The sequence below is a fragment of the Arsukibacterium tuosuense genome (genome assembly GCF_900215315.1).
GTDB classification, from domain to species: Bacteria; Pseudomonadota; Gammaproteobacteria; order Enterobacterales; family Alteromonadaceae; genus Alishewanella; species Alishewanella tuosuense.
In genome coordinates, this window is the sequence record NZ_OBEB01000001.1 from 1 (window position 1) to 20,497 (window position 20,497).

Consider the following 20,497-nt stretch of genomic DNA (forward strand, 5'->3'; position numbering starts at 1 on the left):
GAAGCCGGCCACAAGATGAGTCATCCCTTAGACTTCGAGTCTACTAAAGGGTCGTTGGAGACCACAACGTTGATAGGTGAGGTGTGGAAGCGTGGTGACACGTTAAGCTAACTCATACTAATTGCCCGAGAGGCTTAACCATACAACGCCCAAGATGTTTTAGAAGTACAGTGTGAGAACTTAATCAGCTTGCTAAATATAGGAACATGTTTTTATCAATTCCTGTCATGGAATTGACCAGACAAAAAAGCACAAGAGTGCCGCACTGAAGGGCGTTAAAGCATGTTCCATACAGTTTTTTGCCTGGTGGCAATAGCGCTGTGGACCCACCTGATCCCATTCCGAACTCAGAAGTGAAACGCAGCTGCGACGATGGTAGTGTGGCATTCGCCATGCGAGAGTAGTACACCGCCAGGCTCCCAATTCAAGCAAAAGGCCTACCCTAACGGGTGGGCCTTTTTGCATTGAAGCGCCTGCGGCGCACTACACTCGCGTGGCAGCCACAGCCCCTGCGGGGTGTGGCATTGCAGTGGACTATCCCTGTCCACTGCCCTACGGGCCGTCGCTTCGCAACGTCCTAAAACGCTCCCGGCGTTTTAGTGCTCGCCCCATCCCTGGGGCTCGTCCCGTTGGGACCTGCCTGCGGCAGTCCAAATTCGTTCCTGACGAATTTGTCGCCATGCTACTACGGCGCGCTGAATAGCCTCCCCCTTTGCAAAAGGGGGGAATGAAGGGGATTTGGAGAATTTGCTTAAACTATAAACTTTGCACGTACAAATAAAGGGCTTTTAGTATTTTCATTTTCTGTTCGTCACTGGCATGCTCATGGGCCAGATTTTCAAGGGCGAGGCTAAAATCTTCCATGGTCAGGTTAGGGTTATCCAGGCCATGCATCAGTTTATCAGTACGGTAACGTTGCCACTTTTGTTGCTCACTATCGCTTAAACTTTGCGGATAATTTCGGGCCCGATATAAAAACAACAAGCTGTTCAACCGTTCATCACTAAATACCGGTGCGTTTACAGCAAGTTGTTCTGGTGATAATTGATGAAGCTGATTCATTTTATGTTTATCAGCATCACTGATAAAGCCACTGTACAACAGATAATCCGGATTAGTTTCCGCTGGATAATCTGTGCTTTGCTGATAAAGTCCGATGACTTTCTGTTGTAATTCCCTGTGCTGTTTAAACCATTCCAGATGCTCCAGGCAACGCGCCCGATCAATACCCAGTTCAGTAGCGCGTTCGCCACTAAGTGTTTTCGCATTTGCCAGCACCGGGCACTTATTTAAATGAATTAACTTCAGGCCAAGCCGTTCTTCACCTTCAGCCAGATCCGAAGTTCGGGTATATAATTTACTGGTCAGCGTCTCAATATCGTCTGTCTGTAAAGGCGTGGGATCAGCTTGCAGGTTATAGCAAATTACAGCATTTTTATTAGTCGGATGAAAAGCCAATGGTACCACCCAGCTAACACAGCCGGAACTAGCAGGAAACTTTGACGACACATGGACCAGTGGAGTTAGTCCGGCAACGTCTATTTGTTCGGCAACTTTCGTTTTTTTACGTAATTCAAATAAATAGCTGAATAATTTGGGCTGGTGTTGTTTAATCAGTTTGGCAATAGCGATAGTGGCATACACATCAGATAACGCATCGTGGGCCTGCTCATGCGCTAAACCATTAGCTTTAGTTAAATGCTCCAGCTTAAAGCTGGGGCTACCATCTTCCCGTAGTGGCCAATTAATGCCGTCAGGCCGCAATGCATAACAAGCGCGAACGACATCAATTAAATCCCAGCGGCTGTTTCCATTTTGCCATTCACGACCATAAGGCTCATAAAAATTACGATATAAACTGTAACGGGTCACTTCGTCATCAAAGCGCAGGCTGTTGTAGCCGAGCACACAGGTATTTGCCTCACTAAACCGCTCAACGATTTTTCTCATAAAATCCGTTTCGTTCAGGCCTTTTTTATTACAGAGTTGTGGCGTTAAACCAGTAATAAGCGCCGCCTGCGGATGAGGCAAATAATCATTTGCCAGCTGGCAGTACCAGACATCAGGTTCACTGATGATATTTAAATCAAGATCGGTACGAATGCCTGCAAATTGGGCCGGGCGGTCACGCTTTGGATCTGCTCCCCAGGTTTCAAAATCATAAAAATACAGGCTGGCGTTGGTCATAAATAGATACTTAGGTATAAAAATTTCAGACATTATAGCAAGTTGCTACCTTGCTGCACCCGTAAAGTGCTATAAATCAACTTCACGTCCGTCGCAGCACTATGCGGTTTTACCGAGTTTAGCTGTTAGTAATCGGCTAACCCGGCATAGTTCACGCTTAAACAAATTACAGTAAGGTTTGCTATGAAATTATTAACACTACAAGTCATTACGTTAAGCATACTGGTTGCAACAACAGGTTTTGCCAGTGCAAATGCCCCGGTAGGTATTGTTATTCACGGCGGGGCCGGCACCATTGAGCGCAGTAAAATGACAGAAGAGCAGCAAAAAAACTATGAAGTCACGTTGGCTGATGCGGTAAACAAAGGTTACGAGCTATTGGCGGCTGGCGGTAGCAGTCTGGACGCAGTGACGTTGGCTGTAACTGTGCTGGAAGATTCACCACTGTTTAACGCTGGCAAGGGTGCAGTGTATACCTGGGATGAAACCCATGAGCTGGATGCCGCCATTATGACAGGCCAGAAGCGCAACGCCGGCGCAGTGGCCAGTGTAACCAATGTAAAAAATCCAATCTTATTAGCCCGGGCAATAATGGAGCAATCTGAACATGTCATGTTAACCGGTAAAGGGGCGGAGCAATTTGCTGCTGCCCAGCAACTGGATCTGGTTGAGAACAGCTATTTTAATAGTGAGTTTCGTTACGAGGCATTAAAACGGGCAAAACAGGCACAGCAAAAGTTACCTCATCAGGCAGCTATTGTGGCAGATCCTAATTGGAAAATGGGTACAGTAGGCGCGGTAGCTATTGATAACAGTGGAAATTTAGCGGCCGCTACTTCAACGGGTGGTATGACTGCTAAACGCTGGGGCCGGGTAGGTGATGTACCGGTAATTGGTGCCGGTAATTTTGCTGACAACAGCAGTTGCGCTGTATCGGGAACTGGCCATGGCGAGTATTTTATTCGCTACAATGTCGCGGCTGATATCTGTGCCAGGGTAAAATATCAGGGTAAATCCGCTGCTTCTGCCGCCCGCGAGGTAATTGACGAGCTGCTGCAGGTCGGTGGTACAGGGGGGGTTATTGTTGTTGATAATAAAGGGGAACTTAGCTGGGCTTTTAATACGCCGGGAATGTATCGGGCCAAGCGCAGTGAAGCCGGCACGGTTGTTGAAATTTTCGCCGATCAAAGTGAAAAAGCGGGCAAATAAGCTATTGTTGGCTAAACTGATTAAGAACAGACTGGTTGCTGTTGGATGTTTTGGAGGGGAATAGATGGACTTACTGAAAGTCGCCGACTATATGCATCGTCACCCGGTAACCTTCACCGTTGATATGCCAGTTGAGCTGGCTGTAGACCGGTTAATAAAAGGCCGGCAGACGGGGGGGCCGGTTGTTGATATTAACAATAAAATTGTTGGTTTTGTTTCTGAGCAGGATTGTCTGGCGAGAATGTTAATGTCAACTTATCACGACCAGCAAGCTGCCCGGGTCGCTGAGGTAATGAATACTCAGGTATTGACAGTAAAACCTTATGATGGCGTTATCGATTTAGCGCAAATGATGCTGAAAATAAAACCGAAACTGTATCCGGTGGTTGATGATGATGGCTATCTGTTGGGCATTATAACCCGTTCAGATGTGTTAGCTGCAATTGACAAAGAACTGCATTCTCATTACCGGCGGGTTGTTTAACGCTAGACCTTTACCCCGCTAGCTTGGTAGCATGGCGCCCTCTGATTTCTGAGGGTGTTATTTTGTCTGTTGAGCCCGTAATAAACGTTTCATCACTCTACTCTAAATTAACTGATTGTCTGTTACAGGACCAATTCCGGTTGCGCCGTCGTTTAGCAAACAGTAAAAAAATTGCTGAGCCGGCAGCTCAACAGCAACTCTTACTGAAAATCTCGGCGGATATACAACGTTCAGTAGCGCAACGACAGCAACGCCTCGCTGCCATGCCAACTGTTAGCTATCCGATGGAACTGCCGGTAGCAGCCAAGAAAGATGACATTAAAGCAGCCATAGCCGCTAATCAGGTCGTGATAATTGCCGGTGAAACGGGTTCAGGTAAAACGACGCAAATCCCAAAAATATGTCTGGAGCTTGGCCGCGGTGTGGCTGGTACCATTGGTCACACTCAGCCCCGGCGGTTGGCGGCGCGTAGTGTTGCTGACAGGATTGCGGAAGAGCTGGGTTGTCAGGCCGGACAGCAGGTGGGATACAAAATCCGCTTTGGCGATCACACCACAAGCCAGACTTTGATTAAACTAATGACTGACGGTGTGCTACTGGCCGAAATGCAGCAGGACCGGTTTTTAAATCAATATGACACCATCATTATTGACGAAGCGCATGAGCGCAGTCTTAATATCGACTTTTTGTTAGGTTACCTGAAGCAGCTTCTACCAAAGCGGCCGGATTTAAAGCTGATTATCACCTCCGCTACCATTGATCCGCAGCGGTTCTCCAAACATTTTTTTGATGCGCCGGTGATTGAAGTCTCAGGCCGTACTTACCCGGTAGAAACACGTTACCGGCCATACACCGATCAGGATGATAAAGATGCTGACCAGTTGCAGGGGATTTTTGATGCGGTTGAAGAACTATACCGCGAGCCCCGCGGCGACATTCTTATATTCTTAAATGGTGAGCGGGAAATCAGGGATACCGCGGATGCTTTAGAAAAGCTGAAGCTACCCCATACCGAAGTGCTGCCGCTGTATGCCAGATTAAGCGCTGCCGAGCAAAATCGCATATTTCAAAGCCACGCCGGGCGGCGGATTGTTCTTGCTACCAACGTCGCAGAGACGTCGTTAACAGTACCGGGTATTCGTTACGTTATTGACCCTGGTACCGCCCGGTTATCGCGTTACAGTTATCGCTCAAAAGTGCAGCAGCTGCCAATAGAAGCTATTAGTCAGGCCAGTGCTAATCAGCGTAAAGGCCGCTGTGGCCGGGTAGCTGCCGGTATTTGCATCCGGCTATACAGTGAAGAGGATTTTATTGGCCGGCCGGAATTTACTGATCCTGAAATTTTGCGCACTAATTTAGCCTCGGTCATTATGCAAATGTTGGCACTGGGCCTGGGAGACATTGATGCGTTCCCGTTTTTACAAAAACCAGACAGTCGCTTTGTCAACGATGGGATTAAGTTACTGGAAGAGCTGGGTGCCATAGAGCCACAACGGGGCCGGCAAAAATTAAGTTTAACGGCACTGGGTAAACAACTTGCCAGGCTGCCGATTGACCCCCGGTTAGCGCGAATGGTTGTTGCGGCAAGTAGCAACGGGGCATTAAATGAAGTGTTGGTCGTGGTTGCGGCACTCTCTGTTCAGGATCCGCGTGAACGGCCTTTGGACAAGCAACAAAAAGCAGATGAGAGTCATGGCCGTTTTGCCGACACTGATTCTGACTTTAGTAGCTGGTTAAAACTGTGGTCATATTTACAACAACAGCAGCAAGATTTGAGCAACAACCAGTTCCGACGCCTCTGTCGTCAGGAATTTTTAAATTATCTGCGGGTAAGAGAATGGCAGGACTTGGTTAGTCAGCTAAGCCAGTTAGCAAAAGAGCAGAGCATGACATTTAATAACAGCAGTGCAAACTATCAGCAACTGCACAGCGCGCTGTTAACCGGGTTGTTGGGGCAGGTTGGCTTTAAAGATACCGATGCTGATTATTTAGGGCCCAGGCAGACCCGGTTTTACGCATTTCCCGGTAGTCACTTGTTTAAACGCAAACCCAAATGGGTGGTCGCTGCGGAATGGGTTGAAACAAGCAAATTGTATGCGCGTAGTCTTGCTAAAATTGAGCCGGAATGGATAGAGCCGCTGGCAGCGCATTTAGTTAGCCGCAGTTACAGCGAGCCGCACTGGGAGAAGAAACGGGGCGCGGTCGTGGCCTTTGAGCAGGTGTCGCTGTACGGTTTGGTCATAGTGCCAAAACGCGCAGTGCTGTACAGCAAAATTGATGAAGTCGTCAGCCATCAGATTTTTGTCCGCGAAGCACTGGTTAATCAGGAGTTGGGCAGTAACGAAGCCTTTTTAACGCACAACCAGCGGCTGATTGACGGCGTTACGGCGCTTGAGGAAAAGTCACGGCGACGGGATATTCTGGTTGATGAAGAGACGCTGGCGGCGTTTTATGCGGAAAAAATTCCGGTATGGGCTAATAACCGCACAGACTTTGCGAAATGGTGGAAAAAGCAGCGCGCCAGCCAGCCAGAGTTTTTAAATTTTGATCCCGATAGCCTGCTTAACCGAGATGCCACTGATATTACTGCTGAAAAATTTCCTGAAAGCTGGCGCCAGGGCAACTTAACCCTGCCACTGGAATATCACTTTGCTCCTGGCGAGCCAGACGATGGGGTCAGTGTCATCATCCCACTGGCCATGTTGAATCAAATTGACGATAGCGGTTTTGACTGGTTGATACCGGCACTTCGTCATGAATTACTGGTCGCATTAATTAAATCTCTGCCTAAACAATACCGGCGTAACTTTGTGCCGGCGCCGAACTATGCTGATGCCCTGTTGCAACTGATTGCCCCGGAGCAGGGGACGTTACTCGAGGTGATCAGTCAGCGATTAAAGCGAATGTCCGGAGTAACCATTCCGGATGATGCCTGGGATTTATCCGCTTTGCCTGTGCATTTAACCATCAACTTTAAAATCGTCGATGACTATGGCAAGACGTTGCAACAGGGCCGCTCGTTGAGTGTGTTAAAGCAAGGTTTGCAGGGCGAAGTACAACAAAGTCTTAGCCTGGTGGCGGAGCGGGGCATAGAGCAAACAGAACTGACTGACTGGAGCTTTGGAGAACTACCGCGGGAATATGTCAAAATCCAGGCTGGCTATGAGATCAAAGCGTTTCCGGCATTGGTGGACGAAAAAAACTCTGTAGCGATTAAACTTTTGGATAATCCACAGCAGGCATTGCAGACAACCAGACTGGGACTACGACGTTTAATATTGTTAAATGTGCCATCGCCAGTGAAGTATCTGCAGGAATCGTTACCGAATAAAGCGAAATTGGGACTTTATTTTAATCCCTTTGGCCGGGTGCTGGAACTGATAGATGATTGTATTGCGGCAGGGGTGGATGCACTTATTGCACAGTATGAGATCCCTCAGAATACGGAGGATTTCAATCGGCTAAAGGAAAAAGTTCGGGCTGAGTTGGGTGACACTGTGGTGGCAATAGCACTAAAGGTTGAACAAATTTTAACCCTGGGTCACGATATTCAGAAGCGGTTAAAAGGCAAAGTTGACCTGGCGCATATTCAATCTCAGGGCGATATAAAACAGCACTTAACTGAGCTGGTGTTCAAGGGATTTGTCAGTAAGCATGGTGCCGGCAGGCTGGCAGATATACTGCGATATTTGCAGGCGATGCACAAAAGATTGGAGAAGCTGGCGGTAGATCCGCAGCGTGACCGCTTACTGATGCACGAGTATCAGAAAGCGGCTGATGCTTACATGAATCTGCTGGGTAAATTTGCCGGCTCTGCTGTTATTCCGCAGCCGGTTACCGCAATTTACTGGATGCTGGAAGAGTTAAAAGTGTCGTTACACGCTCAGCAGCTGGGCACGCCTTATCCGATTTCTGTGAAGCGGGTACTGCACGCCGTAGCAGAAATTAAAACAAATTAGTTGTAACATCATGAATTGGTGCCACTCATACGTTGCAAATTGCGTGAGTATCTGTGGTACTTTACACGTTGACAGGAAAGTTCTATAACTAACACAGTAGTACTAACAGGGGTAAGTTATGTTAACGAAGGGCGATGGACGGCATTATTTCAGAATGATGGTAAATGCTGATGTGCAATTACTGCTCAATGATCCTGAAGCAGGCCGGATGATAGATGGTATTTGTCGTGACTTGAGCGCATCTGGCATGTCGGTAGATATTGATGAGCCGTTAGAGATGGGAACGTTAATAAAGATACGGTTAGAGTCGAACAACGCCAGTATTCCGCCATTGGACGCCACGGCTAAGGTGGTCCGTTGTGCCCAGGAGAGTGAAGATGGCTACCAGATTGGCCTGGCGTTTATGGAGCTGAATTAACCCGCTAAGTAAAGCGGGTTAATAGTGGTGGCAACACGCGCAGCTTAGGTTATTTTGCAAACCAGCCCTTTCAGATAATGCCCTTCCGGGAATGTGCTTAAAACCGGGTGGTCACTATCTTGCTGTAGTCGTTCTAAAAACTGACATTGCCGCCTGGCATCCAGTGCTGCATCAGCAACTATTTTTTGAAATAAACTATCTTCCATTAAACCTGAGCAGGAGAAAGTAAACAGTAACCCCCCCGGTTTCACCAGTTGCATCGCTATCATATTGATATCTTTATACCCGCGACATGCGCCGACCAATTGTGATTTATTATCAGCAAATTTTGGCGGGTCCAGAATCACTATGTCAAATTGTCTGCCTTGTTCCCGGTATTGGCGCAGCAACTTAAACACATCGCCTTTTACCTGTTCGACACAGCTCATATCCAGCTTATTTAATTCGGCATTTCGCTCAGCGGTGTTGAGCGCCAATTCAGATAAGTCAACATTAGTCACCTTGCTGGCGCCACCTTGCAATGCGGCAACAGCAAAGGTGCCGGTATAACTAAAACAATTTAAAACGGTCTTAGTTTTAGCATAGCGCTTAACAGCCTGACGGCTGGCACGCTGGTCCAGATAAAACCCTGTTTTATGGCCATTAATTACGTCGACCAGTAAGGTCATGCCATGTTCCTGAATCACTAACTCAGCTGAGTCGCGTGGCAGATGTAACCAACCGGTGGTGGGTTCTAACCCTTCTTTTTTCCGGACATCAACATCAGAGCGCTCATAAATACTGTGCTCAGGGAATAGCTTAATTAACGCTGCCAGTAGTGGTTTACGGCTGGCTTCTGCGCCAGCTGACAACAGCTGACAAACCAGCACATCTGCATATTTGTCGATAGTAATACCAGGCAGGCCATCAGACTCACCGGCTATCAGTCTGACGGCATTGGTCGTTGTCTGATTAAACAGACTTTGCCGTAGTTGCCAGGCCTCGGCTAAACGGGAATAGAAAAACGCTTCATTAATTGCCTGGCCCTGGACGAAGCTCCATACCCTGGCTCTGATCTGAGAGCGTGGCGAATATGCGGCAGTCGCCAGCCATTCTCCCTTGCTGCTTAACACATCGACAATATCCCCGCTGTTTGGGGTACTGATAACCTGAGCTATCGCGTTAGAAAAAATCCAGGGATGCTGCCGTTTCAGCGCTTTCTCGCGGCCAGGGGCCAGAATAATGGCTGGACTTGCAGTTTGCTTACTCATACGCTCGGTTACACTGTGCTAGACTAAAAGTCGCATTTTAGAGAAGCTGGCAGCAAAGCTAAAGCAAAAACTGTCTTTTACTAATAATTAGGATGAATATGGCAGATGTTCCGTTGCAAATGCAGGTTGTTGCTGTGCAGCAGCCAGGTAAAAACAGTACACTTGTTATTGAACAACGGCCTGTACCACAGCCAGCGTCCGGCCAGTTACTGGTAAAAGTTAAAGCGGCAGGGGTGAATCGGGCTGATCTAATGCAACGCCAGGGGCATTATCCACCGCCAGCTGGTGAAAGTGATATTTTAGGGTTAGAAGTGGCAGGTATCGTTGTCCAGGTTGGCAGTAACGCTGATGAACAATGGCTTGGACGTGACGTGTTTGGCATTGTTGCAGGTGGTGGCTATGCCGAATATGCGCTGTTGCAAACGGCTCATGCGATTAACAAGCCCGGGCATTGGAGCTGGCAGCAAGCCGGAGCAGCGGCAGAAACGTTTTTAACGGCTTACCAATTATTGTTCAGCCTGGGCGGGTTAACGGCCGGGCAACAGGTTTTGTTGCACGCAGGTGCCAGTGGCGTAGGGACCAGTGCCTTACAACTCGCAAAACTTGCCGGCGCAAAAGTGGCGGTCACGGTCGGACGAGCTGATAAAGCAGAAGCTTGCCTGAAACTTGGCGCCGATATGGCTATAAATTACCGCAACAGTAACTTTGCCGATGAGCTGACTGCTTGCTGGCCGACAGGTGTTGATATCATTCTTGATCCCGTTGCCGGTGCTTACCTGAAAGATAATGTTACAGTATTGGCCGAAGATGGCATTATTATCATCTACGCGCTGATGGGGGGGCGTTCGGTTGATAAATTTGATTTTGCGCCGCTATTTAAAAAGCGGGGCCGTCTGGTATGTAGTACTTTACGCAACAGGAGTCATCAATATAAAGCTGAGTTAACCGCCAGTTTCAGCAAGACATTTGGTCAGGCCATGCGGGATGGTAAATTTGCAGCTGTACTTAGTGACAGTGTCGATTGGCGCAATGCGCAGCAAGCGCACGATGTCATGGCAAACAATAACAACATTGGCAAATTGGTTTTAACATTCTAAAAATTATAACGTTTAAAACAATGTTAAAAATGCCGGAATAGTGAATTTAAACAAGGATAAATACGAACAATGCCAATTGGAAATGTAGGTAAATCCAATTTTACTAAAGCTGTTAAAGCACTGTTAAACCGTATTTATGATGATACTGTGGTGGCCGATTCCCTGTTCGAGCAGGCTGCACTATGGTTTGCTACTTATGCTGAGCGTGAACAACAAAGGGCAGAGCACGAGCAGCAAGTATTTTTATTTAAAAACCGCCAGGCTCAGGCAAATAAGGGGGACCAGGCGCTGATCGAGCGCAACTTGCAGCAAGCGCAAAATGCGCAGGAAGTATTCGACAAAGAACAGCAACAAAATAAGCTGAGTCGTTACGAGTCGTTACGGCTGTTGTGTTTAGACATTCTGATGTTATCCGAAAGCGACTCTTTTGCAGAAACCAATATTCAGACCGCAAAAATACTTGGTACTATCCAGCTGATGTCGCCAACCGATGGTAAAAATGTTGCGCCTTCTAATCAAAAAAGTAAGCATCTGTATAAAGCATTGCTAAGTTTACGTTTACTGGACCGGCTGTTACTGGACGGAAATATCAGCCACCCGTTTATAGTAAACCGCTATCAGGCCAGTGCTGATACTGCGTCAGAAGACGAGTATCAGCCATTTCGGGATGATGTCCAGGTTCCGCTGTTAATGGCGGCTTTGTTGCAAGATATTGGTAGTTGCCATCCGGATGCGCAGCGCATCCTGAAAGGGCCTGCAGGCGAACTGGATGAATTCCGGGTGCTTGAGAACGATGAGCGCACTGAGCTGCTGAAAATAAGCTATCGGGAAAGCCTGAATTTTGTGGTGCAAGCGGTTGGCATCGGTGCTTATCAGGGAAATTCCAAAGAGCAACGGGATAGGTATCTGCAGAATGAGCGTGAAAAACAGGCATTTCTGATATTCCTGTTAAAAAACGCTATTAAACCTGAGCATGGCGTCGGCAATTTACTGAAAATCCCGCAAATATATACCTCAGTCGTGTTATCTACCAAAGCAAACTATAGTTATGAGTCCTTGCCTAAAGTAGGCCTGGTACTGGAAAAAGGTGTTGAAAAAGGGGTTTATAGTCCGGTAGCTGTTGCAGGACTCCTGAAAATTACTGGTGTATTTCCTCAGGGCTTTGGGGTTACCTATATTCCGAAAGATTCCGACCGCCAGGATTTAGACCGCTACGAATATGCCATTGTTACGGGTTTATATCCGGAGGATCCCCGGATGCCGGTATGTAGGATGGTTACCCGTAATCTTACTTATAACGTCTCTGCGCAAGGCTGCGTTGTTAGTGTCGACAATAATTTATATTATCCAGCTGCCCGTAAAAAACTGGAGCGGATTAGTGAAGAGCGTTTACTGGAAATTTTAAGCAAGCTGGTCTCTAATTTCGAAGAGCGAAAAAGCATGGCGCTGCTGCCAAAATGCTGGCATCCCGACGAGTATTTCTCTTATACCAAAAACCAGAATCTGTGGAATAAAGCATTAATGAACCAAAATTAGCGGTTACTCTGGTTTAGTTGATGGAGTTTCATCCGTTTTTACCAGCGTCTCGGTTTCAGGATCCGGTTCAGCTTCTTGTTCGGTCGTCACCTCAGACGTCTCCTCTACAGTCGCTTCCCCGGTAACCTCATCACGCATTTGTTGTTGCACCAATTCTTCATTTACCCGCGGGTCGAGTGCCGCCGCCAGAGGCGAGGACACTAAATCACCCGATGCTACCTGATAATCTGAAGAATGTTGCTGTGACAACATCCTCTTTGCCATTTTCTGATTATAGTTAACCCGTTGCAGCCGGATGAACAGAATTAAACAGGCCAGTGACATGTAGCCGTACAGCATGCTGTTACCCAATAATTGCATCAGGCCAGAAGCTATTAACGGGCCGATGGTCGCGCCAATACCAAAGGTTAATAAAATGGTGGCAGACAGTGCTACCCGCTCTTCTGGTTCAATATGTTGATTGGCCAGTGCGGTTGCCAGTGGGTACAGGGTAAAGGCCAGAATACCAAAGCAGAATGTTAAGCCAATTAGCAGCGGGCCTTTCACTGGCAAAATAGCCATTGTCAGCACCAAAATCCCTAAAAGGGCACTGTTGACCCGCAATAACCGGCTGCGGGGTATCCTATCAGACAGCTTACCCATCGGCCATTGGGCCAGTAAACCGGCAAAAATGGTGGCCGACATAAATACCGCAATTTCTTTGGTCGATAAACCGGAACCCGCTGCAAAAGCAGGAGCCAGGCCATAGAAAGACCCTGAGATGCCGCCGGCCATCAACACGGTTGTGAGCGATTGCGGTACCTGACGCCAGAACGGCAGAATTTTCAGCGGCGCAGGATGCAACGGTGCAGGGTGGATCCGCTTGGTTAGCGCTATGGGAACGATACAAAGCGCATAACAGATACCCACCAGTAATAATGGCTGCAAGCCTAACTCAGGGAAGAAAGATAAAACGGTCTGGCCGCCAACCATGCCGACATAAGACACAATCATATAACTGGCGAATACCGTACCACGCTGGTTGGTGTCAGCTTGTTCGTTCAACCAGCTCTCCAGCACCATATACTGGCACATCATACCGGTACCAACCAGTAAGCGCAGTGCCAGCCAGACTTGCAAGTCATCAGTTAAGGCGTGACCCAGGGCTGAAGCGGTCACCATACCCGCACTGGCGACAAAAGTACGGATATGGCCAACCCGGCCAATCAGTTTGTGGCCCAGTTTAGAGCCAACCACCAGCCCAAGGTAATAAGCTGACATCATGCCGCCAATCCACAGCTGCTCAACGCCATCTGCCGCCAGTGATAACCCCAGATAAGTGGTTAACAGGCCGGCACCCAGTACCATTACCAGCGTAGTGGCAAATAGTGATGAGAAACTACGAAACGGCGTCAGCATCAGTTTATTTTACCCGCATACCCGGCAATGCGCCGTCATCGGGGCTTAAAATAAACAAATCTCCACCACCTGGGCCTGCAGCAAGTACCATACCTTCGGACAAGCCAAAGCGCATTTTGCGTGGCGCCAGATTTGCCACCATCACTGTACTGCGCCCGACTAAATCTTCAGGAGTATAAGCAGCCTTAATTCCGGCAAATACCTGACGGGTTTCACCATTACCAATATCCAACTGCAATTGCACCAGTTTATCGGCACCTTCCACTGCACTGGCACTGACTATTTTGGCCACCCGTAAATCTATTTTGGCAAAATCCTCAATGCTGATCGTGTCGCTGATGGGTTCGCGGCCGGCCGGAGCAGCGGACTTCTCAGTTGTTTTAGCTTGTTTGGCCCCAGCAGGCACCTGTGTTTGCGGTGTCGCTTGCAGATTGTCGGTTGACGCCTCCACCATCGCCGCGACTTTCGCCGGATCAACCCGCTGCATTAACGCCTTAAATGGATTAATGGCATGGTTTACCAGCGGGGTCTGATAGTTCTGCCAGCTAAGCTCAGTATTTAAAAAAGCTTCAACGTCGCCGGCCATTACCGGTAATACCGGCTTTAAATAGTGCATTAGTACCCGGAATAAATTCAGGCCCATTGAGCAAACATCATGAGCTTCCTGCTGGCGCGCGTCGTCTTTCACCAATACCCAGGGCGCTTTATTGTCAATGTACTGGTTTGCTTTGTCGGCCAACGCCATAATATCGCGAATAGCGCGGGCAAATTCCCGTTTCTCAAAGCTATCAGCAATGCTGTTACCTGCGGCCACAAACTCCTTTAGCAAGGCAGGTTCCGCGACAGTGGCAGATAGCTTGCCGTCAAAGCGTTTACTGATAAAACCGGCACAACGGCTGGCAATATTCACCACTTTGCCAACCAGGTCAGCATTTACCTTCTGAGTAAAGTCATCCAGGTTTAAATCCAGATCAGTAATGCCTGAAGTCAGTTTCGAGGCAAAGTAATAGCGTAAATACTCCGGGTTTAAATTGTCCAGATAGGAACGCGCTTTAATAAAAGTACCGCGAGACTTCGACATTTTGGCACCATTTACGGTGACAAAGCCATGAGCGTAAACGGCGTTCGGTTTTCGAAAACCCGCACCTTCCAGCATTGCTGGCCAGAACAGGCTGTGGAAATAAATAATGTCTTTGCCGATGAAGTGATAGACCTCCGCGTTCGAGTCTGGCTGCCAGAAGCTGTCAAAGTCGATATTGTTGGTATCACAATAGTTTTTAAAACTGGCAAGATAGCCAATAGGGGCATCCAACCAGACATAGAAAAACTTGCCTGGTGCGCCGGGTATTTCAAAGCCAAAATAGGGGGCATCGCGGCTGATATCCCACATCTGCAAGCCGTCGGTAAACCATTCCTGCAGTTTATTGGCCATTTCCTCCTGCAGGGCGCCGCTGCGGGTCCAGTCTTGTAACATCTGGCTGAAGGCGGGTAAATCGAAAAAGTAATGCTCAGAGTCTTTTAATACCGGCGTAGCACCTGACACCACAGAGCGGGGGTTTTTTACATCGGTCGGGCTGTAGGTCGCGCCACAGACATCACAGCTATCGCCATTTTGATCGAGGGCTCCGCATTTCGGGCAATCGCCTTTAACAAAACGATCAGGCAAAAACATGTTTTTCTGAGGGTCATACAATTGGCTGATAGTTTTGCGTTTGATGTAGCCGGCTTGATCCAGACGTTGATATATCAGGCTGGCAAATTCGCGGTTCTCTTCGCTGTGGGTAGAATAGTAGTTGTCAAAGCCAATAGCGAAACCGGCAAAGTCGGCTTCATGTTCAATTTTGGTCTGAGCAATCATTTGCTCCGGAGCAATACCTTGCTGCTGAGCCTTCAGCATTATTGGGGTGCCATGCGCATCATCAGCACATACATAGTAGCATTCATGCCCACGGGCTTTTTGAAAACGCGACCAGATATCGGTTTGAATATATTCAAGCAGGTGGCCTAAATGGATAGGGCCGTTGGCGTAAGGTAAAGCGCTGGTGATTAAAATTTTCCGTTGCGACATCGGGTGGGCTCTTTGCATAAATAACTGAAAAAATGTTGCTTAATGATACAATAGCCAGCATTAAATCGCATCCGCCAAAGCCTTGATGCGGCAAAAATGTGGCAGATAACTGCGAATTCTCTGTTATCTGCAGGAATGTTTGGAGCAACAATGTTTAATTGGTTGAAAAAACCGGCTGAAAAGGCCACTACAACGGATGAAAATATTAACCATCCTGATGCTGAGGCAACACCGCCGGTAACTGAACTCGGTGATTTGTTGACGCTGCTCGCTGCAACTGAGCCGGTAATGCGGAATATTCAGCATATTGTACTGGTTGCCTCTGGCAAAGGCGGCGTTGGCAAGTCAACGACCGCGGTTAATCTGGCTGCGACACTGGCACAGATGGGACTACGCACGGGCTTACTGGATGCGGATATTTACGGGCCTTCCATTCCGTTAATGTTGGGGCTGGAAGGGGCAAGAGCCGATTCACCCGACAATAAACTGCTAAACCCCAAGCAAGCCTTTGGTTTAAGTTTGCAGTCTATTGGTTTTTTAGTCGATCCGGATAAAGCCTCAGTCTGGCGCGGCCCGATGGCCAGTCAGGCGTTGTTGCAGCTGATTAATGAAACCCTGTGGCCAGAGCTTGATATTTTAATTGTTGATATGCCACCGGGTACCGGGGATATCCAGCTTACGCTGGCTCAGAAATTAAAAGTGAGTGGTGCAGTGATTGTTACTACGCCACAGGACGTTGCCCTGAGCGATGCCGGTAAAGCAATTACTATGTTTAATCAGGTAAAAATTCCGGTTCTGGGGCTGATTGAAAATATGAGTTACTACCTGTGTCCGCATTGTGGCGAGGCTGATGATATTTTTGGCACTGCGGGCGGGCTGCGACTGGCTGAGCGTTATCAGGTACCGGTGCTTGGCCAGTTGCCACTGGAGCGCCAGATCCGCGAGTATGCCGATAAGGGTAAACCGGCAGTGTTAAAGCTGCAGCCAATCGCAGAAATTTACCGTACAATCTGCCACAAAATGTTAACTAACATGACCGGCGCTACGGCGCATCAGGTTGAAATAATAATAACGGATGATTAAGCATGAGATTGAGTGACCGCGATATAGAGCGCTACCTGGCTGAAGGTAAAATTGGTATCACCCCGGCGCCCGATGCCGATATGATCAGTGGGGTCAGCGTTGATATCCGCCTTGGTAATAAATTCAGAGTTTTTCAGGCGCACGCGGCGCCCTATATCGATTTAAGCGGGCCCCGGGCGCAGGTTGATGCGGCGCTGAACTCAGTGATGAGTGATGAAATCTACATTGCCGATGATCAGGTATTTATTTTACACCCGAGTGAATTAGCGCTGGGTGTCACTCAGGAGTCAGTAAGATTGCCAGCAGATATTGTCGGCTGGCTGGATGGTCGCTCGTCACTGGCTCGTTTAGGCTTAATGGTGCATGTTACCGCACACCGGATAGATCCGGGCTGGTCAGGTAATATTGTGCTGGAATTCTATAACAGCGGTAAGTTACCGCTGGCGTTGCGGCCACATATGAAAATTGGTGCGCTTAATTTTGAATTAATGACCACACCGGCAGACCGGCCTTATAACACCCGGCCCGACGCTAAATACCGGCAGCAAACCGGCGCTGATGCCAGCCGTATTGGCCATGACGATAAAAGCTGAGATATTAAGGGCGACCAGAAATTAAAAAACCCACGACTAAGCGTGGGTCAAAAAGCTATAAAGCAAAAATGAAGCGGGATGATTATGCAATAAAACTGCATAGCTTGGCAAGATCAAGCTGTTAATTTTTTGCTGTTATTGATTGTTTTTTCTTTATAGAGAGTCTGGAGCAGGGAACCAAGCCATGACGCCTGGCAGTATTATCCGATTATTAACTCTGGCCGCCATCTGGGGCGCTTCTTTTTTATTTATGCGGGTAGCGGTGGCAGAGTTTGGCCCGGCCTGGCTGATGTTTGGCCGGGTGCTACTGGCGTCATTGTTCCTGGCCGCGGTTGCGCTGGCGTATCAGCGTAGTTTGCCAATCCGCCAGTATGCCGGCCACTTTATGCTGCTGAGTCTGTTTAATACTGCGTTGCCTTTTCTACTCTTTGCTTATGCCGCGCAAACGCTGACAGCATCGTTACTGGCGGTACTAAATGCCACTGCGCCGTTATGGGGCGCCTTAATTGGCTGGCTGTTTTTCCGCCAGCTAATGACGATAAAAGTAGTACTGGGTTTGGCGCTTGGGATCAGTGGCGTAGCAATTCTGGTAGGGTTTGATGATGTGGTTGCCAACAGCGCTGCCTTACCTGCTGTTGCTGCAGCTGCCGGTGCGGCCTGTTGTTATGGCATTGCGACCTGGTACACCCGGCTGGCGAGACCGGTGCCGGCTTTTATCAATGCTCACGGCAACATGTGGGGGGCAACATTATGGTTAGCGCCCCTGTTATGGTTTATACCCATGCCGGTAGCAGAGCCTGCAACACAAAGCATTCTGGCGGTGCTGGCATTGGGTATAGTTTGCACGGGCGTGGCGTATTTATTGTATTTTCGGCTGGTGCAGGATTTAGGGGCAACGCCTACCCTGACTGTTACTTTTCTGATCCCGGTATTTGGCGTAGTCTGGGGCCACCTGTTTTTAGATGAAATAATTGGCTGGCACACTCTGGCGGGTGCCACTATTGTTATTGCCGGTACTATGCTGGTTACCGGTTTCAGCGTCAGAGCTTTTCGTGCGGCAGCCGTTTTAAAAGAACAAGAGTTAAAGGAGCAATAATGAAACTTTATGGTTCACAAACTTCACCCTATGTCAGGCGGATCCGCTTATTCCTTGCTGACACGAATTGTCAGTTTATTAAGCTGAATATTCTGGAGGATGCAGATCGCGAAATTCTGGCAGCGATGAATCCGACCTTGCGCATTCCGATGCTGGCTGACGCTGAGCAGACTATTTTTGATTCAGGGGTGATATACCGCTATCTGGCGGCAAAGCAGGAGGAGCCGGCGCTTAGCTGGTATCAGGAAAACCAGTTAACCGTAATCAATGCGGTGAATGATTCACTGGTCATGCTATTTCAGTGCAGCCGCAGTGGCCTCGACACTAACGAAGATAAGCTATTTTACAATTTGCAGCGAGAGCGGATTGTCACATCCTTATTTGTACTGGAGCAACAAGCAGCCAATGCCGAGTTCGCTAACTGGCGCTATCCGGCGATGGCACTATACAGCCTGCTTGACTGGATTATGTTCCGCGAGCTGCTTGAGCTGGATGACTATCCGGCGCTATTGGCTTTTGCCAACCAGAACCAGCAGCAGCCGATGGTTGCTGAATCAGATCCACGGCTGGGGTAGCTCAGCCGTTGCCCTTATACCGGTTGCTGTGCTTGTTTTAACACAACCGGTTCAATCAGCACACTTTGACTGGCATCAGATAACCAGATCTGGCTTTCGCTGATATTGCACTGCAGCTGCATATTACGATTAACCAGCGTGGCCATTTCTTTTACTGCTGTTTCCGGTATTTCAGTAACCTGCAGGTTCTGATAACGCTGCAGTGCTGGTTCAATATTTTTCCACCACACCGGCACACTGCGCCCACCATAACAGAACAACTGCACCTGCCGCGCCCGGCCACAGGCTTTGCGTAGCCATTTCTCGTCACTCTGGCCGAATTCAACCCATAAATTAATATTGCCAGTCAAATCGCAATCCCAAAGCTCTGCCTGATCTTCCTCTGCACTTAAGCCTTTGGTAAAGGTCAGACTATCTGAGGCATTAATGATAAATGCCAGTAAGCGAACCATCATTCGTTCATCGTTTTCAGAAGGATGCTGAGCCAGGGTTAAACTGTGATCCTGATAATAGTTACGATCCATGTCCGCGATTTGCAGCTGAACTTTAAAAACAGTTGCCTTAAGTGCCATAGGGATATTCCAGCCGTAAAAAAGCCGCAGTGTAACGCAGCACTGCGGCTATCGCATTAAAAACAGTTTCCGACGCTATGTTACTGACAGCACTTAGTTAGTGGCTGAACGATGTAATTCATTAACTTTGTGCCAGTTTACCAGTTTCCACCAGGCAGTGGCGTAGTCCCCACGCTTATTCTGATATTGCAGATAATAAGCATGCTCCCAGACATCCAGTGCCAATATTGGCGTGCCCTGAACCTCAACGACGTCCATTAGCGGGTTATCCTGATTCGCGGTTGAGGTTACCACCAGCTTGTTATTTTCATCCAGAATAAGCCAGGCCCAGCCAGAGCCAAACCGGGTTGCCGCCGCCTGATTAAAAGCGTTTTGTAACGCGACTAAAGAGCCGAAATCTCGCTTTATCGCAGCATGCAGCTCTACCGAGGGCTCGCCACCCTGGCCGGCTGGGGCCATGATTTGCCAGAACAACTGATGGTTGTAATGGCCACCGGCGTTGTTGCGAACCGCATCATTGTATCGGGACATCCGCGACATAATAGCTTCCAGCGGCAGTTGCGCTAAATCCGGAAAGGTTGCAACCTGACCATTTAAATTATTCACATAAGCCTGGTGGTGTTTACCGTGATGAATTTGCATAGTTTCTTTATCAATAACCGGCGCCAGCGCATCAGCCGCGTAGGGTAGTGGTGCCAGGGTAAAGGGCTCGGCACTGACTGTGGCCGCTGCGACCAGTGTAATAAGGGTGGCAACCAGCAAGGATTTGGCGGTTTTTACGATCATGGATAACTCCTGTTAAACATTAAAATAAGACTGAAAATAGTGTATTGAAGCGCTGATGCTGAGTTAACAGCTTATATTTAAAGGCAAAGATACTATAAACATAAGACAACGGAATAGCTATTAACAGTGAAAGGAACAATTATGTCTGATGAGTTAGTGCCAAACAGTTCTTAACAATTTTCCAGA

16 protein-coding genes and 2 rRNA genes are annotated in these 20,497 nt (G+C 48.3%); 12 read left to right on the top strand and 6 right to left on the bottom strand.

Annotated elements, in window-relative coordinates; all coding sequences use genetic code 11:
• Window positions 1-142: ribosomal RNA gene (locus CRO03_RS00005) — 23S ribosomal RNA — on the top strand; the annotation flags it as partial.
• Window positions 143-302: 160 nt separating this feature from the next.
• Window positions 303-417: ribosomal RNA gene (gene rrf, locus CRO03_RS00010) — 5S ribosomal RNA — on the top strand.
• Between the two features lie 339 nt (window positions 418-756).
• Here rrf and sbcB read toward each other — a convergent pair.
• A complete protein-coding gene (gene sbcB / locus CRO03_RS00015; RefSeq protein WP_097110328.1) occupies window positions 757-2,187 on the bottom strand; it encodes an exodeoxyribonuclease I in 1,431 nt (476 codons plus the stop codon).
• Window positions 2,188-2,370: 183 nt separating this feature from the next.
• Between sbcB and CRO03_RS00020 the strand changes: the two genes are divergently transcribed.
• The 4 genes from CRO03_RS00020 (at window position 2,371) to CRO03_RS00035 (ending at window position 8,257) form a co-directional block, all read left to right on the top strand.
• A complete protein-coding gene (locus CRO03_RS00020; protein WP_097109546.1) occupies window positions 2,371-3,396 on the top strand; it encodes an isoaspartyl peptidase/L-asparaginase family protein in 1,026 nt (341 codons plus the stop codon).
• Window positions 3,397-3,460: 64 nt separating this feature from the next.
• Window positions 3,461-3,880, top strand: a complete 420-nt coding sequence (locus tag CRO03_RS00025; RefSeq protein WP_097109547.1) for a CBS domain-containing protein — start codon at window positions 3,461-3,463, stop codon at window positions 3,878-3,880.
• 62 nt (window positions 3,881-3,942) lie between these two features.
• Complete coding sequence (gene hrpA, locus CRO03_RS00030; protein ID WP_097110329.1) at window positions 3,943-7,839, top strand: ATP-dependent RNA helicase HrpA; 3,897 nt, start codon at window positions 3,943-3,945, stop codon at window positions 7,837-7,839.
• Between the two features lie 118 nt (window positions 7,840-7,957).
• Window positions 7,958-8,257: a PilZ domain-containing protein gene (locus CRO03_RS00035; protein ID WP_097109548.1), complete on the top strand. Its 300-nt coding sequence runs from the start codon at window positions 7,958-7,960 to the stop codon at window positions 8,255-8,257.
• 44 nt (window positions 8,258-8,301) lie between these two features.
• On the opposite strand, the gene CRO03_RS00040 is transcribed toward CRO03_RS00035, so the two are convergent.
• Window positions 8,302-9,507 carry a class I SAM-dependent rRNA methyltransferase gene (locus CRO03_RS00040; RefSeq protein ID WP_097109549.1) on the bottom strand — a complete coding sequence of 402 codons (1,206 nt, stop codon included), beginning with the start codon at window positions 9,505-9,507 and terminating at the stop codon, window positions 8,302-8,304.
• A 98-nt stretch (window positions 9,508-9,605) separates the two neighbouring features.
• On the opposite strand from CRO03_RS00040, the gene CRO03_RS00045 reads away from it, so the two are divergent.
• Complete coding sequence (locus CRO03_RS00045; RefSeq protein WP_097110330.1) at window positions 9,606-10,604, top strand: NAD(P)H-quinone oxidoreductase; 999 nt, start codon at window positions 9,606-9,608, stop codon at window positions 10,602-10,604.
• Window positions 10,605-10,673: 69 nt separating this feature from the next.
• Complete coding sequence (locus CRO03_RS00050) at window positions 10,674-12,140, top strand: hypothetical protein (RefSeq protein WP_097109550.1); 1,467 nt, start codon at window positions 10,674-10,676, stop codon at window positions 12,138-12,140.
• 3 nt (window positions 12,141-12,143) lie between these two features.
• Here CRO03_RS00050 and CRO03_RS00055 read toward each other — a convergent pair whose 3' ends face one another.
• The gene (locus CRO03_RS00055) at window positions 12,144-13,538 is read right to left on the bottom strand and encodes an MFS transporter (RefSeq protein WP_097109551.1); all 1,395 of its coding nucleotides are present in this window, start codon (window positions 13,536-13,538) and stop codon (window positions 12,144-12,146) included.
• Between the two features lie 4 nt (window positions 13,539-13,542).
• Window positions 13,543-15,606: a methionine--tRNA ligase gene (gene metG / locus CRO03_RS00060; protein ID WP_097109552.1), complete on the bottom strand. Its 2,064-nt coding sequence runs from the start codon at window positions 15,604-15,606 to the stop codon at window positions 13,543-13,545.
• A gap of 150 nt (window positions 15,607-15,756) precedes the next feature.
• Here metG and apbC point away from each other — a divergent pair, with 150 nt between their 5' ends.
• From apbC to CRO03_RS00080, 4 genes are all read left to right on the top strand, one after another.
• Window positions 15,757-16,689 carry an iron-sulfur cluster carrier protein ApbC gene (gene apbC, locus CRO03_RS00065; protein ID WP_097109553.1) on the top strand — a complete coding sequence of 311 codons (933 nt, stop codon included), beginning with the start codon at window positions 15,757-15,759 and terminating at the stop codon, window positions 16,687-16,689.
• A 2-nt stretch (window positions 16,690-16,691) separates the two neighbouring features.
• Window positions 16,692-17,282 carry a dCTP deaminase gene (gene dcd, locus CRO03_RS00070; protein ID WP_097109554.1) on the top strand — a complete coding sequence of 197 codons (591 nt, stop codon included), beginning with the start codon at window positions 16,692-16,694 and terminating at the stop codon, window positions 17,280-17,282.
• 184 nt (window positions 17,283-17,466) lie between these two features.
• The gene (locus tag CRO03_RS00075; protein ID WP_097109555.1) at window positions 17,467-18,378 is read left to right on the top strand and encodes a DMT family transporter; all 912 of its coding nucleotides are present in this window, start codon (window positions 17,467-17,469) and stop codon (window positions 18,376-18,378) included.
• Complete coding sequence (locus tag CRO03_RS00080; RefSeq protein ID WP_097109556.1) at window positions 18,378-18,953, top strand: glutathione S-transferase family protein; 576 nt, start codon at window positions 18,378-18,380, stop codon at window positions 18,951-18,953. The genes CRO03_RS00075 and CRO03_RS00080 overlap by 1 nt, the downstream gene beginning before the upstream one ends.
• Window positions 18,954-18,967: 14 nt before the next feature.
• Here CRO03_RS00080 and CRO03_RS00085 read toward each other — a convergent pair whose 3' ends face one another.
• Window positions 18,968-19,525 carry a YaeQ family protein gene (locus CRO03_RS00085; protein ID WP_097109557.1) on the bottom strand — a complete coding sequence of 186 codons (558 nt, stop codon included), beginning with the start codon at window positions 19,523-19,525 and terminating at the stop codon, window positions 18,968-18,970.
• A 93-nt stretch (window positions 19,526-19,618) separates the two neighbouring features.
• Window positions 19,619-20,311: a superoxide dismutase gene (locus tag CRO03_RS00090; RefSeq protein WP_097109558.1), complete on the bottom strand. Its 693-nt coding sequence runs from the start codon at window positions 20,309-20,311 to the stop codon at window positions 19,619-19,621.
• Window positions 20,312-20,497 lie beyond the last annotated feature (186 nt).